General features: G+C 41.9%; 14 protein-coding genes. 4 read left to right on the top strand and 10 right to left on the bottom strand.

What is annotated here, in order from left to right:
- On the bottom strand, nucleotides 1-137 hold a 137-nt coding region (locus AC1DXF_RS22550), incomplete at its 3' end, for a transposase family protein (RefSeq protein WP_477447689.1).
- 236 nt (nucleotides 138-373) lie between these two features.
- Here AC1DXF_RS22550 and AC1DXF_RS22545 point away from each other — a divergent pair.
- Nucleotides 374-3,271: a DEAD/DEAH box helicase gene (locus tag AC1DXF_RS22545; RefSeq protein ID WP_477450956.1), complete on the top strand. Its 2,898-nt coding sequence runs from the start codon at nucleotides 374-376 to the stop codon at nucleotides 3,269-3,271.
- Nucleotides 3,272-3,443: 172 nt separating this feature from the next.
- Here the strand turns inward: AC1DXF_RS22545 and AC1DXF_RS22540 are convergent, their stop codons facing one another.
- The 5 genes from AC1DXF_RS22540 to AC1DXF_RS22520 form a co-directional block, all read right to left on the bottom strand.
- A complete protein-coding gene (locus tag AC1DXF_RS22540; RefSeq protein WP_477450955.1) occupies nucleotides 3,444-5,594 on the bottom strand; it encodes a carboxy terminal-processing peptidase in 2,151 nt (716 codons plus the stop codon).
- Nucleotides 5,595-5,782: 188 nt separating this feature from the next.
- Nucleotides 5,783-6,424, bottom strand: coding sequence for a tetratricopeptide repeat protein (locus tag AC1DXF_RS22535; RefSeq protein ID WP_477450954.1), 642 nt, complete (start codon nucleotides 6,422-6,424; stop codon nucleotides 5,783-5,785).
- Nucleotides 6,425-6,721: 297 nt separating this feature from the next.
- On the bottom strand, nucleotides 6,722-7,414 hold the full coding sequence (locus AC1DXF_RS22530; RefSeq protein ID WP_477450953.1) for a response regulator transcription factor: 693 nt from the start codon (nucleotides 7,412-7,414) through the stop codon (nucleotides 6,722-6,724).
- A 52-nt stretch (nucleotides 7,415-7,466) separates the two neighbouring features.
- Nucleotides 7,467-9,287 carry a sensor histidine kinase gene (locus AC1DXF_RS22525; protein ID WP_477450952.1) on the bottom strand — a complete coding sequence of 607 codons (1,821 nt, stop codon included), beginning with the start codon at nucleotides 9,285-9,287 and terminating at the stop codon, nucleotides 7,467-7,469.
- 188 nt (nucleotides 9,288-9,475) lie between these two features.
- The gene (locus AC1DXF_RS22520) at nucleotides 9,476-9,841 is read right to left on the bottom strand and encodes a DUF3127 domain-containing protein (protein WP_477450951.1); all 366 of its coding nucleotides are present in this window, start codon (nucleotides 9,839-9,841) and stop codon (nucleotides 9,476-9,478) included.
- Nucleotides 9,842-9,924: 83 nt separating this feature from the next.
- Between AC1DXF_RS22520 and AC1DXF_RS22515 the strand changes: the two genes are divergently transcribed.
- Entirely contained in the window at nucleotides 9,925-11,109 is a 1,185-nt protein-coding gene (locus AC1DXF_RS22515; protein ID WP_477450950.1) for a THUMP domain-containing class I SAM-dependent RNA methyltransferase, read from the top strand.
- Between the two features lie 25 nt (nucleotides 11,110-11,134).
- Nucleotides 11,135-11,632 (top strand): hypothetical protein, encoded by a 498-nt coding sequence (locus tag AC1DXF_RS22510; protein ID WP_477450949.1) that lies wholly within the window; start codon nucleotides 11,135-11,137, stop codon nucleotides 11,630-11,632.
- Between the two features lie 108 nt (nucleotides 11,633-11,740).
- On the opposite strand, the gene cysM is transcribed toward AC1DXF_RS22510, so the two are convergent.
- The 4 genes from cysM to AC1DXF_RS22490 all read right to left on the bottom strand — a co-directional run bounded on the left by cysM (nucleotide 11,741) and on the right by AC1DXF_RS22490 (nucleotide 15,046).
- Nucleotides 11,741-12,613 (bottom strand): cysteine synthase CysM, encoded by an 873-nt coding sequence (cysM, locus tag AC1DXF_RS22505; RefSeq protein WP_477450948.1) that lies wholly within the window; start codon nucleotides 12,611-12,613, stop codon nucleotides 11,741-11,743.
- A 42-nt stretch (nucleotides 12,614-12,655) separates the two neighbouring features.
- Nucleotides 12,656-13,486, bottom strand: a complete 831-nt coding sequence (epsC, locus tag AC1DXF_RS22500) for a serine O-acetyltransferase EpsC (protein WP_477450947.1) — start codon at nucleotides 13,484-13,486, stop codon at nucleotides 12,656-12,658.
- 123 nt (nucleotides 13,487-13,609) lie between these two features.
- Nucleotides 13,610-14,257, bottom strand: coding sequence for a hypothetical protein (locus AC1DXF_RS22495; protein ID WP_477450946.1), 648 nt, complete (start codon nucleotides 14,255-14,257; stop codon nucleotides 13,610-13,612).
- A 144-nt stretch (nucleotides 14,258-14,401) separates the two neighbouring features.
- Nucleotides 14,402-15,046 (bottom strand): hypothetical protein, encoded by a 645-nt coding sequence (locus AC1DXF_RS22490; protein WP_477450945.1) that lies wholly within the window; start codon nucleotides 15,044-15,046, stop codon nucleotides 14,402-14,404.
- Nucleotides 15,047-15,236: 190 nt separating this feature from the next.
- Between AC1DXF_RS22490 and AC1DXF_RS22485 the strand changes: the two genes are divergently transcribed.
- Nucleotides 15,237-16,121, top strand: a complete 885-nt coding sequence (locus AC1DXF_RS22485; protein ID WP_477450944.1) for a sugar phosphate isomerase/epimerase family protein — start codon at nucleotides 15,237-15,239, stop codon at nucleotides 16,119-16,121.
- Nucleotides 16,122-16,557 lie beyond the last annotated feature (436 nt).

Raw genomic sequence — 16,557 nt, 5'->3', positions numbered from 1 at the left:
TCAATACCACATAATGCAGCGGCTATAGTAATTGTAATGATATCTGTTAGTAGATGTTGCTTTTTTCTGTCAATGCGGAAGTCTTGCATTTCGCTAAAATAAGCGAAAATAGTACTTGTCTTATTTTTTGTATCCATCTGATTGTCAGATAAATATACATAAATACAATCACAAAAACAACATAAATATCTGACTATCAGGTGTTTATTTAATCGCCAATTAGTGAATCATTTTAATGCGTTTGCCCTGTCACCTTACACCAAAATCACCGCAACTGAATTAAAAAACAAAAAATCCTTTCATTTCCCCCAAATTCTGATTACGTTTGAATTTTTTGTTGATGTAGCTTCTAATAATTTTTTATCAAAAGTTAATGCTACGAGTCGACAGTACAAAACCATGCCAGATTATTTATGCCATTGCAAAGCATGATTACCTTGGCTATGTAATTGAGCCACACATCGTTCAGCTTAACCCCAACGGCGAATTTTCATTAACCCACCAGCGTTTATTTTCAAATACGGCTAAAGAGTTTGTTCATTGTATTGATGAGGTTGATATTAAGCTCATCAAAATTTTGGAGGAGATGGAGCAGGGGAATGTGATTAAGCGCTTTTATAAAAAGCCCATTCGCCCCTTTGAGTTTTTTGCCAAAATTTTTAACGAAGCCTTGTTTGATACCATTCGCCCCAAGCTGGAAAAGCGAATGGCCGAGGCCCTGAACCTGTTGGGCAATAAAAAGGTTTACCAGATGAGCAAGGAAGGTTATCCTGGCGAGCGCAAGCTGCAGATAGCTACCGAACCGGCAAGCGTGCTATTCCATTTCAGGCGAAATGAGGAGGAGATACGGTATTTCCCGACGATTAAATACCAGGGGATGCGCATCGAATTCATGTTTAAAAATGCCGAGATTATTTGCAACCACCCGGCCTGGATGCTGCTTGACGATACCCTGTATTTTTTTGATAAAGAGATAGAAGGTAAAAAGCTGGTGCCGTTTTTGAATAAACGCTATATAGCAATCCCCCGGTCGTCAGAGCAATCGTATTTTGAAAAGTTTGTTGCCCCGCTGATAGAGAAACACAATGTATACGCCGAAGGGTTTACTATAAATACCGAAAAGTACGATGCCCAGCCTGTTTTAAAACCTATTTATGTAGAGGGCGGCACATCGCAGTTACAATTGTATTTTAAATATGCGGGATATATTTTCCCGTATGGCGATGGACGCACGGTATCGGTAAGGATGGAAAAAAATGGGGATGATTACCTGTTCCATCGTATTAAGCGCTCGGGTACCTGGGAAAAGGGCAAAATGGCACAGCTGGAGCAATTGGGCCTTAAAACGGTATCCAGCCTGTTCCAAAACCTGGAAGTTGATAATAAGCACGATGAGGATGCCGACCACTCCTTTTCGGTATTTGAATGGCTTAACCAGTACCACGATAAGTTAATAGAGCAGGGCTTTGAAATAGAACAACCCGAGGGACAAAAGCGGTACGTTTTTGGAAACAGCAAAATAGACCTTGAGGTATCCGAAAACAACGATTGGTTTGATATTAATGCCATTGTATGGTTTGGCCCGTACCGTATTCCCTTCATACAGCTTAAAAACCACATTCTTAACCATAAAAAGGAGTTTATTTTGCCATCGGGCGAAATTGCGGTTATCCCCGAAAAATGGTTTTCGCAATATGGCAACCTGCTGCATTTTACTGAAGGTGGCAACGACTTAAAACTGCGCCGCCACCATATTGGCCTGGTTAATGACCTGGCCGAAGGTGAAATGGCCAACGTTACCATGACCCGCAAACTGCAGAAACTAACCAATTTTGAAGAATTGGAAGAGGTGCAGATGCCTGTAAATTTTCAGGGTAACCTACGGCCTTACCAACAGGCGGGTTACAACTGGTTTCACTTTTTAAAGCAATATCATTTTGGCGGCTGCCTTGCCGATGATATGGGGCTTGGTAAAACTATCCAAACCCTGGCGCTGCTACAGAAACACAAAGAAGTTACCGAAGCGGAGGGCAGCAAAAGCACATCATTGGTTATTATGCCAACCTCGTTGATTTATAACTGGCTTGCCGAAGCAAAAAAATTCACACCGCAACTAAGGCTAATGGTACATACCGGCACACTTCGGTACCGATCGGCAGATGTGTTTGCCAATTATGATGTGGTTATTACCACCTATGGCATCAGCCGGATAGATATTGAAATGTTTAAGGATTATTTTTTTGATTACGTGATACTGGATGAGAGCCAGAACATTAAAAATCCGTCGTCAAAATCATTCCAGGCGGTTAAACAACTGAAAGCCCGTTTTAAACTGATATTGAGCGGTACACCGGTAGAAAACTCGGTTAATGATTTGTGGACACAGATGTCGTTTATAAACCCGGGCTTGCTGGGCAACCAGCAGTTTTTCCAGAATGAATTTGTAACGCCTATAGAAAAGAAAAAGGATGAGGATAAGGCCCGTAAGCTACAGGCGCTTATTAAACCTTTTGTACTGCGCCGTACCAAAGAACAGGTTGCTACCGAACTGCCGCCAAAAACTGAAACCCTGCTTTACTGCGAAATGAGCGAGGAGCAATCATCTGTGTATGAAAAAATAAAATCAGAGTACCGCAACGAACTGTTGAAGAGCCTGGAGGATGGCACCTTTGCCAAAACACAGATACAGGTGCTGCAGGGCCTGATTAAATTAAGGCAGATAGCCAACCATCCCATCATGATTGATAAGGATTACGAAGGCGATAGCGGGAAATTCGAAAACGTAGTACATACGCTGGCCAGTGTTTTGGATGGCGGGCACAAGGTGTTAATATTTTCGCAGTTTGTGAAACAGCTTGCCATTTACCGCGAGCACCTGGAACGCGAAGGAATATCATATGTTTACCTTGACGGCGGTACCCAAAACCGCGGCGATGTGGTTAAGCAATTCCAGGAAGATAAGAAGACCAGGGTTTTCCTGATCTCGATAAAAGCAGGCGGGGTTGGCCTTAATCTTACTGAGGCTGATTATGTATTTATACTTGACCCCTGGTGGAACCCGGCTGTTGAACAACAGGCCATTGACCGTACTCACCGCATTGGGCAAACCAAAAACGTATTCATCTATAAATTCATCACCAAAGATTCTGTTGAGGAAAAGATACTTGCCCTGCAACTACGCAAATTAAGCCTCAGCCGCGCTTTAATAACCACCGAGGAGAGTTTTATCAAATCGCTTACCGCGGATGATATAAAGGAGATATTGGGGTAGGGCCGCGGATGTGCAGATTATAGATGTGCAGATTTCAGATTTTAAATGTGCAGATGTTTGATGTACGGTCTTGTATATTATTTTTATAAAAGAAAATGGCCTCTCATTACTGAAAGGCCATTTTCTTTTTCATTCATCTGCACATTTGCATATCTGAAATTTGCACATCTGACTAAGGTTTCACACTCGTAAATTTCGATCCTAAGCTGATGTAGTCAGTCATGATTTGGCCTGCTTCGCGTTTTACAAAGTCAAGATCCTCGTCTTTGGGTCTTTTTTCGCCTTTTTTAAGTGCGGGAAGGCCCAATGCTACGCGGCGCAGATTGTTGCGTTCCAGCGCTTTTTGCTCATCAGCATCACGTTGTTTTTTCAGGTCGGCTTCATTTAAGGTTACGCTGCTTTCGTTCTCGTGCTTTTTGAAGTCGGCAATATCTTCCAGCATGTATTTATAGCTATCGCTTGATGCCATTCGTTGGTCGTGCATTTTTTTAATCTCTGGCAATACCGCGGTAAAGTCGCCGGCTTTAGTGAAATCGCTTTTCTCGATTACATCAAAAGGCATGGCAGATGGCTCGGTATCCTCGCCATATTTATCCAGTGGGATTAAAGACGGAAACTGGATATCAGGCATAACACCTTTATGCTGGGTTGAACTGCCGCTGATACGGTAGAATTTAGCTATAGTTAAATTCAGCTGGCCATAAGTGCTTTGGCTGCCGGTTGAAACCTTCATGGTGCCTTTTTTTGCACCTGGGGTAACTGTATTGGCAAGTTGATTGATTTTATCACGCAGGGGCGAACCTAAAATCCTGTCAAGGTCAATTGCGTTTTGTACCGAACCTTTACCATAGGTTTGCGTGCCCAAAATTAATCCGCGGCCGTAATCCTGTATCGCGCCGGAGAAAATTTCAGATGCTGAAGCACTGAAACGGTCGACCAACACACCTAACGGACCTGAATATGTAACTGATGGATCGTCGTCTTTTTCTACATCTACCTGGTCTTTAGTATCGCGAACCTGTACTACCGGCCCTTGTTTAATAAACAAGCCAGTAAGTTCAATAGCTTCCATTAACGAGCCACCACCGTTTTCGCGCAGGTCAATCACTACTCCGTCAACATTTTCCTGTTTCAGGCTATCCAACAGCAATTTAACATCATGGGTAGTGCTTTTATAGTTCGGGTTTCCGGCTTTATAGTCGTTATAATCGATATAAAACGCGGGGATAGATATAACCCCTATTTTAACAGCTTTGCCATTGTTGTTATAAGTACGGATCTCTTTTTTGGCCGATTGATCTTTTAAAATGATTTTTTCGCGTACCATTTCTACAACTTTGGGCTTGCTGCCTGCGCTTGCCCCTACAGGTAAAATCTCAAGCTTTACCGTAGTCCCTTTGGTTCCACGAATCAGGGCGATAGCATTTTCAACCCTCCAGCCAACTACGTTCTGGAACTCGCCTTCTTTGCCTTGTGCAACCCCAACAATGCGGTCATCGATAGAGATCTGTTTGCTTTTGTCGGCAGGGCCGCCCGGTACTATCGATTTGATGGTTACGTATTCGTTTTCGACCAAAAGCGAAGCGCCGATACCTTCTAACTGACGCGACATTTCAATGTTGAAATTGGCTGCGTTTGATGGATTAAAGTAATTGGTGTGCGGGTCAATGGCCTCGGTAAAGGCATCCATAAAGTATTGAAAAACATCCTGGTTAGATAGTTTATTGGCTTGCTTCAATAAGTTTTCATAACGTTTTTTCAATGTTTCCTTATTTTTAGCCATATCCGGGCTGGCTATTTTCAGGTTCAGCAGATCGTATTTAACGCGCTGTCCCCACATATCGTCCATTTCGGCTTGGTTGGCAGGCCACGGTAGTTTATCACGGTCATAAACAAATGATTCTTTTTTATCAAAATCAAAGCTTTTGTTTAAACGTGCCAGCGAGTAGTTTACATGTTCGATGTATCTTTTTTGAAATACGTTGAAAATATAAAAAGCATCGTTCAGGTTGCCCTCTTTGATGTCATCATCCAACACGGTTTTATACTTTTCAAAATCCTTGATATCCGAAGCTAAAAAGTAACTATGATTTTCATCTAATGATTTGATATACCGATTGTATACAATTGTGGATATCGAATCGTTTAGTTCAACCTTTTTATAATTGTAATTGGTAATCAGCTCGGCGATTTTTTTGCAGACGATAACCTGTTGTTCATCCGGTTCCAGATCTGAGGCTGCAACCTTAACTGGTTTTGATGGCGATGCCTTACATGCAAGAGCAGCAGCCAGTAATACTAATAAATATACTTTCTTAAACATATTTTTTACTGTAGTTAAATCGGGAATGGTGTAAAACATCAATACTTGTGCCTAATAATAATTATTGCTAATGTAAAAAAAAGAGACAGTCAAAATGCTGTCTCTTAATAACAATAACAATTATACGATAATGTTTTACTTGTAGTATACAAGCAATGGCATTTTACGCTATTGTTACATAAAAAAAATTATTTAATCACCTTTTTAGGTTCCTGATCAGCGGTTTCTGCATAGCGTATCTCTGCCCTGGGGTTATCTTTATTGTCTTGCAGATAGCGCATTTGTTTGTTAATGCTGGCAACATCGGCTGTAAAGCCGTGGTTATTGGCTATATCGCGGGCTTCATTTAAATCCTGCATGGCCTGGGTAAAATCGCCGTAGCCTGCTTTGCATGTTGCCAGGCCCATTAAGCTGGTGATGGTGTGTTTGTCGTCACTTTGCTGGCGCGATATCAATAGGCTTTGCAGCCAATACCATTTAGCTTCAGATAAGCGGTTTTGCTTCAGGTACATTTGCGCCAGATCGCTAAAATTGTAGCTGGCGGCATTGTAAACCCTGAACCGCATATTATGCTGGGCCGTTTTCATTACCGCCATCTCATGCAGATAAAGCGAATAGGAAGCAAGCTCCAGGCTAACGGGTGTAATTTTATGTTTAGCTATTTGTGCTGCGGGTAGCCTGCCAATGGAGTGGTCTTTTACATCGGCAATCAGCGGAAATCGTTCGTGTTTTTTAAATACATTCCCGATGGTTTTAGCCGGTTTTACCCACCATTGTGCCGATGCGGATATACTTACGGAGCATAAGATAATTAGTAAAAGATATCTCATTGAGCCTTTTGTCTGAATTTAATAAATTAATCAGTAAACAAATATAATTATAAAAGCCAGTTAATCAATACCCTGAAACGAGTATATCTTTAAGCCGTTTATTATTAAATAAGTGGATTTAACGACTCGCGGCCGTAAAATGTTATGTTAATTTTATCCTGAAAAGCCAACCCGCTGATAATAAGGATGAATTAAATTTCTTTTTGGTTTAAAAAATTAATTTATTGTACTGATTGCCGTATAAGAAACGAGGACTTTAATTCACTCCGATACACGCAATCACCAGGAAGAAGGGTGCTAATTAATCAACAATTTGTAACCCCGCCCATGTACGTTAATGATCTCGACATTAGGATCATCTTTTAAATACTTACGAATTTTGCTTAAGAACACATCCATGCTGCGGCCGTTAAAGTAATTATCGTCATGCCAGATGTTCAGCAAGGCCTCTTCGCGGGTAAGCACTTCGTTTTTTCGCATGCAAAGCAACCGCAATAATTCTGCTTCTTTGGTTGATAGCTTTTGGATGGCTTCGCCAATGGTGATGATTTGGGAGGTATAATCAAACGCGTAACGGCCAATTTTAAAGCTGGTTTGTTTTTCCTCTTCTGTTCTTTCGGTGCCGCTGGTGCGTTTCAGCAAGGCGTTTATACGCAGCAGCAACTCTTCTATGCGGAATGGCTTGGTGATATAATCGTCGCCGCCAAGGTTAAAGGCCTGGGTTTTATCTTCTATCATGCCTTTGGCTGTAGCAAAAATGATGGGCACGGTCGGGTTTATTTTCCTTACGTCCTTACCCAAAGTAAAGCCGTCTTTTTTGGGCATCATTACATCCAGTATCAGCAAATCAAATACATGCTTGGTGAAAGTACGCAGCCCTTCTTCGCCATCTTTGCACAAAACAACATCAAACTTTCCTTTCAGCTGCAGGTAATCCTGTAACAGTAAACCTAAATTGGCATCGTCTTCAACCAGTAGTATTTTCTTCATGTTGTATTTAAGTCGGAAAGTTTTATTTTTTAGTCCGGAAGTCCTTGCTCATTTACGCTGACGCGAATTTAAGTTCAAACTCCGATCCTTTTTCTTTTTCGGATTTTACGCTGATGGTGCCGTTAAGCCGTTTTACTATGGTATTTACGTAGCTTAAACCCAAGCCAAACCCTTTAACATCGTGCAGGTTACCAGTAGGAATACGATAAAACTGTTCGAATATTTTTGTTTGCTGATCGCGGCTCATGCCTATACCTTTATCGGCAACCTTAATTACTACCTGCCCGTTTTTGTTAAACGTACTGATGGTAATTTCGGGGTTTTCATTACTATACTTTATTGCATTGTCGATAAGGTTGTATAACACATTTGAAAAATGAAGTTCGTCGGCAACAATCACCGCATTTTCGGCTTCCAGTTCAAGTGTGGTTTTGGCATTGCATTTATGCAGCTTAAGCGCCATGCTATCTAAAACAACCGCTATCATATCGTTTACATCAAGCGGTTTTTTATCAAGCTTAAAGTCATTTTTTTCAATGCGGGCAATATTTAATACCCGCTCTATATGGCTACCTAAACGTTCGTTTTCTTCAAAAATTATATTGGCAAGGCGCAATACCCTATTTTGATCGTTAGTAATTTCCCGGTCTTTTAAAGCCTCGCTGGCAATCATAATGGTTGATACAGGGGTTTTAAACTCGTGGGTCATGTTGTTGATGAAATCTATTTTCATCTCTGATACCTTTTTTTGTTTAAGGATTGAGAAAATGGTATATCCAAAACAAAATATCAGTACAATAAGCAAACTGCCGGTAGTAGCCATAGTGGCCGTCATATGGCTTAGAATAAGTGAGTTTTTTTGCGGGAAAGAAAGCTTAATTTTCCCCGGATCGTTGATCACATCGCGGCTAAAAATAGCAGTTTGATAGGTATTGGCGGGTATAAACACAGGCTTGTTACCTTCCAGGTCATTAGCACTCGAAAATATGAGCGAATCGCTGCTGGCCGTAGTAACCTCGTAGCTAAAGGGTAAAGATATGCCCTTGTTATGCAGTTCAAAACGTAAAAGCGTATCTATCCAAAGCGGGTTCAATCGTTTGGTTAACGGCTGTCCCGATTTGCTGTATTCTTCGGCCAGGTTGGCTATAACATTTGCCTTGCCAGGGTTTGTGGTTACGCTTACGTTTTTGATCGAATCGGTTTCAAGCATTTTTTTGATCTGCGCAACCTGCCTTTCCTTTTGCCTGCGCACTTGTTCGCGCTGCCAAAGGGGGTTAATGCGGGGTATTAAAATCAGCTGCTTGCCAAACTGCGGGTCAGGGTATTCATAGCGCAAGGTGTCATACTTGCGGAGTTTATGGGCCGTTTTTACGGTGTGGGTAATATGTGTGCCAATTACCTGTTGCTTGTAGCTGGCATGCACTATGCCCGCATCGTCGGTATATTGGGCCATGGTCACTTTAATATCCACGGTGCCTTCCTGCTGTAGTAAATCGCTTAGCTCATCATCAAGTTTTTGATGCTTCATCATGCGTTCAAGGCTATCGCGCAATAGGGCTATTTTTTTTTGCCTCGGGGTTTGCCGCTTGGCTGGTTTAGGAGTAAAAGGGTTGTTTTCGGTGCTTTTTACAACTTTTATTCCCGCGTCATCTATTTCGGCTGCTCTTACCTGGGCTTTTGAATTCAAAAAGTTGTTGGCATCCTGTTTGGTTACTCTTGATACTACGTTGTTAAGCGCCTCGTTAACAGAGCGGTCAAAAAGTTCGGATTGCATTTGATAGGATTGCCTTAAAAAATACAATTGCATAGCCATTACACCCAAAAGTGCAAGCCCCATTAAGCCAATAATCAAACCAATACTACGTTTCTTCATCTGTCAACAAACAAAAATATTTTAAATAACCCAACAAAGGGGCTATTTAACAAAATTTAACAATTGTCAATTAATAATAACGCTTTGAAATTTAACCTATTGCCGGTGTTTAAACAGGGAGAGTAGGGACAATAAAAAAAGGCCTCACAGTAAGGCCTTTTTTTATATTTTAATGTATGATATACCAATTAAAATGGCAAATCGTCGTCATCGCTTGATGAGCTGATATCGGCGGCCGGAGCTGCGTATTCTGGTGCAGAAGCGGCGCCTGCGCCTGCAAGTACGTTAATTTTCCATAGCTGTAACGAGTTGAAATAGCTTTTTTTGCCTGTTTTATCAGTCCATGGACGGCCACGCAGGTTAAAGAAAACTTCAACGTCATCGCCTACCTTTACATTATCAATCAAAGCACAGCGATCTTGTATAGCTTCGAATTTTAAATATTCAGGATATTGAGGGTTTTCAATATATTCTAATATCAGTTCGCGCTTCTTTAGTGAGTCGGTTACCTGTTGTGTTGGCGACACTTCATGTACTTTACCTTTAACTTCCATAATCTTCAAATAATTTAAAATGTAAAGTTAATAGATAAGAAATTAAAATAGGGCGTTTTTAATGCTTAATTTTGCAAAATATCATGCAAGTTTTCCACAACGAAAGTAAAATAATAATTACCTGTAATAAGAGATTGTCAGGCTATCTTCAACAGGAGGTAGAAGCATTGGGCTATACACCGGTCCGCGTTTTTCAAACCGGGGTCGAGCTCAAGGGTACCGTTACAGATACCATAGCGCTTAACTTAAACCTGCGCTGCGCAAGCCAGGTGCTCTATTTAATAAAAAGCTTTAAAGCCGCCGATCCTAAAGAGCTGTACGAGGAATTAGTAACCATTGAATGGGAAAAACTGATTGACTTTAGCGGGTACTTTTCTGTAACATCAAACGTTAATAACGAACATATACTTACGCCATTGTTTGCCAATGTAAAGGTAAAAGATGCTATTGTTGACAGGATTAAGGAGGTTAAAGGCATCCGCCCCAACTCGGGCGCCGAAGCCAATAAAACCCTGGTTCATTTGTACTGGCAGGATGACGAGGCCGATATTTTCATGGATACATCGGGCGAAACGCTGGCTAAACACAGCTACCGTAAAATACCCGGTAAAGCCCCGATGCTGGAAGCCCTGGCTACATCAACCATTATGGCTACCAACTGGGACAGGAAGAGTACATTTATTAATCCGATGTGCGGATCGGGTACTTTGGCCATTGAGGCGGCTTTGCTGGCTACCGATAAGCATCCTGGTTTATTCAGGATGAACTATGGCTTTATGCACATTATGGGGTACGATGAAAATGTATTTTTTGTAGAGCGCCGTAAATTGAAGGATAAAGCTAAGAAAGAAACAGGGTTTAAAATTATTGCTACCGACATATCGGAAGACGCTATCGATATCGCCCAAAAAAATGCCAAAACTGCGGGGGTAGAACATTTAATTGATTTTGCTGTTTGTGACTTTGAAGATACCGAAGTGCCTGAGGAACCTGGAGTGGTAATGTTTAACCCGGAATATGGTGAACGCTTAGGTGTGCACAGCAAGCTGGAGATTACCTATAAAAGAATGGGCGATTTTTTGAAAAAGAAATGCCTTGGGTACAGGGGATACGTTTTTACAGGCAACCCCGACCTTGCAAAAAAGATAGGCTTACGCCCGTCGAGACGAATTGAATTTTACAATGGCAAGCTGGATTGCCGTTTATTTGAGTATGAGTTATATGATGGCAGTAAGCGCGACCCAAGTGAACGCCCACAGCCAAAGTAACCACATTAACATAAGAATACTATTAATGAAAAAGATCATATTATTAGCCGTAGTAGTTTTATCATCGGTTTGCGCCATGGCACAAACCCAGCTTGCGTTCCCTTTCCAGGGAGGTGCGCCTGTAATGACCGCGTTTTTTAAAGACAGCGTTATTGTATCGCCCGAAATAATTAAAAAAAGGGCTGCCGGTACCGCGGTTTTTAAATTTACCGCTGATGAAAAAGGGGCGATAAAAAGAATCGTGATCTACTATGCCGATGATTATATTTTAACGGTGCCTATTATTGAGGCCCTCAAAAAATCGAATCATAAATGGATAATTCCTGATCATGAAAAGGTTCATGATTTTGTGCTGCCTTTTTCTATTGGCTTTATTCCACCGGCTGTTCCGGGCAAGATTTTAGAGAAGCGCATGTTTGATTTTTATACCCAACGCAAGCCAATAACTACCGATAACCAAATTCCGCTTGATAACGCTACTTTATTACCAACCGTAGTTATTAACTACGAATTGGGGAAGTAACATATTAATTGGGGATGATAAACTATTTCGCCTGAAATTTTAAGCCGGATTATTTTTCGCTTAAAATTTCAGGCTTTTTGTTGAATGCCGAATTCAACTCCCCAACAATTATCCAAACAACTCGCTGCTTAAATACCTGTCGCCACGGTCGCAGCAAATAAATACGATTATGCCCTCGGTGAGTTCAGATGCCAGCTTTATAGCTGCTGATAACGCGCCGCCGCTGCTCATACCGGCAAATACGCCTTCAACTTTGGCCAGTTTGCGGGCCATTTGGGTGGCATCTTCTTCCGAGATATCCATAACCCTATCAACCCTTGATGCGTCAAATATTTTAGGCAGGTAAGCAGGCGGCCACCTGCGGATACCGGGGATGGATGAACCTTCGGTAGGCTGGCAGCCCACTATCTGTACATCGGGGTTTTGTTGTTTTAGGTAGATGGAACAGCCCATTATAGTACCGGTGGTGCCCATGGCGCTTACAAAATGGGTTATTTGGCCTTCGGTATCGCGCCAGATTTCGGGGCCGGTGCTTTTTATATGAGCGCCAAAATTATCGGGGTTGGCAAACTGGTTTACCAGGTAAAACTCACCAGTGGCGGCTTTTTCTTCGGCATAATCGCGGCAAAGCTCAATGCCTTCTAACAGGGTTACTTTGGCCCCAAAAGCTTCCATGGTAAGGGTGCGTTCGCGGGTGGAGTTTGATGGCATTACCAATTCAATTTCCAAATCAAATAACCGCGCAATCATAGCCAGCGCTATGCCTGTATTGCCGCTGGTTGCCTCAATTAATTTAGTGCCGGGTTTAATATCGCCCCGCTCAATGGCGCTGCGGATCATGTTGAGCGATGCGCGGTCTTTTACGCTGCCGCCGGGGTTGTTGCCTTCCAGCTTGGCAAATATTTTTACGTTGGGATTTGGGTTTAGCTTTTTTATTTCAACCATAGGCGTATTGCCTATTAAATCAATGAGTGTAGCCATTGTTGTTTTGTTTTGGATAGATGTAAAACAGGGTTGGTTCTTTTATTTTTGCTCGCCAAAAATACGCCGCGTTAATTTTTTCAAGATACGGATGCTTGGCGTATGATACACCCTTGAATTTGGCGGCAGGCTTTTGGTTAACCACACATTCCCTCCAACAATACTGTTACTGCCTATTACGGTTTCGCCGCCCAATATGGTGGCGCCGGAGTATATAACCACATTGTCTTCAACAGTAGGGTGGCGTTTGGTAAAAGCCATGCTTTTATCAACACTTAAAGCACCAAGGGTAACACCCTGGTATAATTTAACATGCGAGCCGATAGTGCAGCTTTCGCCAATTACAATTCCGGTTCCATGGTCTATATAAAAATACTCGCCAATAACAGCGGCGGGGTGAATATCGATACCTGTTTTGGAATGGGCATGCTCGGTTAGTATCCTGGGAATTAAAGGTACATCGCGGGTATATAAACTATGCGCCAGCCGGTAAAGTGAAATAGCGAAAAATCCCGGATAGGTACGGATCACTTCAAACTCGCTGCGTGCAGCGGGGTCGCCATTAAATATGGCCTGGATATCGGTATTTAAAACATGGTAAAGCCGCGGCAGGCATTCAAAAAAATCGGCCGCGCGTTTTTTGTTATCACAATCGGCACAGGCTTTGGTGGCCTCCATGATGTTGTAAAGCTCAGCTTCCAGTACCACAAATTCGGCCTTCAACTCATCAACAGTCGAAAAAATTTTTGCTGTTTGCTCCGGGTACAACAAATGGATAACGCGCAGCGCCCACCTGGTAATTTCCCTGTTAGACGGCACGTACTCAAGCTTTTGCTGCTTGGTAAAAATTTGCCCGTAAAATTCTTCACTCATGTTTTATAACGCGTTGTTAAGGAGCAACAACTATTTATACTGCAAGTTTATGGAAAAGAATGTTGTTTGTATGTAAAAAGGGCTACTTAATTGATGGAGATAATAACTTTTGTATAATTAATACTAATGGCGCAATCTGAAAAAAACGCCCAAAAACAGATACCCCGAATTATACTTCACCGGCGAATAATACTTTGACCGTAAACGGTTGATGCCTGCACCATAATTTGAACTATCGTAACCCAGCTCCAGGCCCGCGCTGCCATATCCGCCCGGAATAGAAAGAGTTATCATTGGCGAATAAGCAAAAGTATAACCAGCCCCCACTGACTTGCCTTCCAGTTTGTCGGTATAATCGTCACGCGGTTCACTATATCGGTATACATCACCATAACCAACATTGTAGCCGCCCTTTATTGATAGTGCAATAGCAACCTGTACCTCACTTTCGGGATTGATGCAGTAGTGCGGCGTTATAGCGATGCCTGTATATAAGGTTGTGCCTTCAAAGCGCTTGTAATCATCATCAAAATAAAAGTTATAGCTCATAACATCGGCAAACCCCGTTATGTCAAACCCGGAATGGCCGCCCGCAAAAACTTTTCCGTAGCCAAGGTTAACCCGGAATGAGCCTTTGCTTATATTGCTGTCGAGCAGATCGGCTGTTGGCTGCATGGTGCCAATCCTGATCAAAAGGCCACTTGACTGCGCTTGCACGTTTAAAGCGTAGCATAACAAAAACATCGAAATAAAACCTGCAGGGAGTTTCATATTGGTATTGTGATAGGCGTAAATAAAAAGGGTATAAGGTCGTTCGTAACAATATGACTACTTTTTGATTGCTTGGTTTAACTAAACCATTCAAATAAAGTCAATAGAATCGAAATGATATCTTCGATATCGGCAGGTCAGACACTAATTTCCGAATGTTAAGGCTATGCCAACAAATAAATACCCCGAATGATAGTTTAATGGGGAATAATAAGCTGATCGCAGATTGTTTATATGTTTGGCATAATTAGCGCTATCGTACCCCAATTCGATAGCAATAGGGCCCGGGTTGCCATTGGTAGATAAGGAAATAAACGGCGAAGCAGCAGCGCTGATATTGCTTTTAATTGACTTGTCTTCCAGCCTGTTACTGTAATCATTGTGCTGATCATTATATTTATAAACATCGCCTGCACCCCAGTTATAACCCGCTTTGAGTAATAGTCCGGCAGAAAATCGAAAACTACTTTGGGGGTTAAAACAATACCGGGTGCAGACGCCAGGCCCCAGGCATAAATTTGAGCCCCTAAAACGCTTGTCATTATCTATATCGAAGTTGTAATTCGTTAAATCGGCAAAGGCGCCTATATCAAACCAAACCCGCCCCCGGTGAAAAACCTCCCCGACGCCAAGTGTTAATCCGAACGAACCTTTATCAGTAGTGTTGTCAAATAATTCCCGTGCAGGTTTCAAAACACGAATCCGAACAACGTCGCTATCCGTTTGGGCACACACGGCCGATGTAAAGCATAACAAAAATACTAAAACCAAACCTGCAAAAAGTTTCATGTTGTTATTGTGACAGGTGTAAAAGCAAAGGGTATAAGATCGTTTGTAATATTATGACTACTTTTTAATTGCTTGGTTTAACTAAACCATTCAAATAAAATTTAGTCTTTGCTTTTAGTATTGTTTATACAGTATATTTACATCACCAATCATAAACATCACCAATCTTCACTAATTATAAAATATAATTATGACTACCAGACGTTCATTTATTAAAACTTCGGCTGTGCTTACCGCCGGACTTTTGGCAGCGCCACGTTTATTTGCTTACGACAAAAAACAAATAGGCCTGCAATTATATACCGTGCGCGATGCCATGGCAAAAGACCCGGCCGCCGCTTTAGCCAAAGTGGCTAAGTTGGGATATACCACCGTTGAGGGTGCAACTTACACCGGCACTGAATTGTTTTACGGCATGAATGCCAAAGGCTTTGCAAGTTTGCTGGCCCAGGAAGGGCTTACCATGCCAAGCGCGCATTACCGCCTTGGCCAGGAGCAGGTTAACGGCGCATCGCAAATGGGAACCATCCTCAATGACTGGAAAAAGGCCGTTGATGATGCCGCTGCCGTAGGTGCAAAATATATGGTTTGCGCTTACTTATCGCAAACTGAAAGAGGCGACCTGGAGCAGTATAAAAAAATTGCCGGTTTGCTTGATGTTGCCGGGCAAACCTGTAAAAATGCCGGTATCCAGTTATGCTATCACAACCACGATTTTGAATTTATACAAGATAACGGACAATATCCTTACGAGATACTGCTAACATCTACCGATCATGACAACGTGAAAATGGAAATGGATTTGTACTGGATGACTAAAGCCGGGCAAGACCCCATCGCTTTCTTTAACAAATACCCCGGCCGTTTCCCGCTGTTACACATGAAGGATATGGACAGTACGCCTGAAAAGAAGTTTACCGAAGTAGGTAACGGTGTTATCGACTTTAAAAAGATCCTGGCCCAATCAAAAAAGGCAGGTGTAAAATATTTCTTTGTTGAACAGGATATATGCCCCGGGGACCCGTTTGATAGTATTGCCAAAAGCATCAGTTATATCAAAAAGAATTTGGTATAAATATTTACGGATGATAAAGAAGCCAGGCAAAATGCCTGGCCTCTTTAGTTAAGATAACATTTACAAATCGAGTTTTGTTGATGTATTTGCTGTTGTACTGATTTCTTTTTTATAATTATGATTGGCTTTTATTAAGTCACCGCCTCATTGCTTAACCTTCGTTTGCCCAGGCTATATTGAGCGAAGAGTCGGAGGTGTTTTAAGTTGTTAGCGGGATATTCTACAAGCTCGCTTTTTTCAAAACTCGTTATTTGCTGATTTTTTCCATCGATTCAGGTATAAACAAAGTAGCTCCTGCCGAAATAGAAGAAATAGAGTGCAAGGTTATTGAAACTCTCATTAAAGTTAATATCTGGTAATAAACAAACCCGCTGTGCAGAATGATCAGTATACCGGGTTTTGTTGCGTTATAGCCGTGCCAAGTTAAAAATGCCTC

It is taken from the genome of Mucilaginibacter sp. P2_A5, assembly GCF_056404995.1.
This window is presented reverse-complemented; position numbering and strand designations above follow the sequence as displayed.

Excerpts from the sequence above, each read along its gene's own strand:
- AC1DXF_RS22485 (WP_477450944.1), top strand. The coding sequence starts at position 15,237 with ATGACTACCAGACGTTCATTTATTAAAACTTCGGCTGTGCTTACCGCC.
- AC1DXF_RS22545 (WP_477450956.1), top strand. The coding sequence starts at position 374 with ATGCTACGAGTCGACAGTACAAAACCATGCCAGATTATTTATGCCATT.
- AC1DXF_RS22490 (WP_477450945.1), bottom strand. The coding sequence starts at position 15,046 with ATGAAACTTTTTGCAGGTTTGGTTTTAGTATTTTTGTTATGCTTTACA.
- epsC (WP_477450947.1), bottom strand. The coding sequence starts at position 13,486 with ATGAGTGAAGAATTTTACGGGCAAATTTTTACCAAGCAGCAAAAGCTT.
- AC1DXF_RS22530 (WP_477450953.1), bottom strand. The coding sequence starts at position 7,414 with ATGAAGAAAATACTACTGGTTGAAGACGATGCCAATTTAGGTTTACTG.
- AC1DXF_RS22510 (WP_477450949.1), top strand. The coding sequence starts at position 11,135 with ATGAAAAAGATCATATTATTAGCCGTAGTAGTTTTATCATCGGTTTGC.
- AC1DXF_RS22515 (WP_477450950.1), top strand. The coding sequence starts at position 9,925 with ATGCAAGTTTTCCACAACGAAAGTAAAATAATAATTACCTGTAATAAG.
- AC1DXF_RS22535 (WP_477450954.1), bottom strand. The coding sequence starts at position 6,424 with ATGAGATATCTTTTACTAATTATCTTATGCTCCGTAAGTATATCCGCA.
- AC1DXF_RS22495 (WP_477450946.1), bottom strand. The coding sequence starts at position 14,257 with ATGAAACTCCCTGCAGGTTTTATTTCGATGTTTTTGTTATGCTACGCT.
- AC1DXF_RS22540 (WP_477450955.1), bottom strand. The coding sequence starts at position 5,594 with ATGTTTAAGAAAGTATATTTATTAGTATTACTGGCTGCTGCTCTTGCA.
- cysM (WP_477450948.1), bottom strand. The coding sequence starts at position 12,613 with ATGGCTACACTCATTGATTTAATAGGCAATACGCCTATGGTTGAAATA.
- AC1DXF_RS22520 (WP_477450951.1), bottom strand. The coding sequence starts at position 9,841 with ATGGAAGTTAAAGGTAAAGTACATGAAGTGTCGCCAACACAACAGGTA.
- AC1DXF_RS22525 (WP_477450952.1), bottom strand. The coding sequence starts at position 9,287 with ATGAAGAAACGTAGTATTGGTTTGATTATTGGCTTAATGGGGCTTGCA.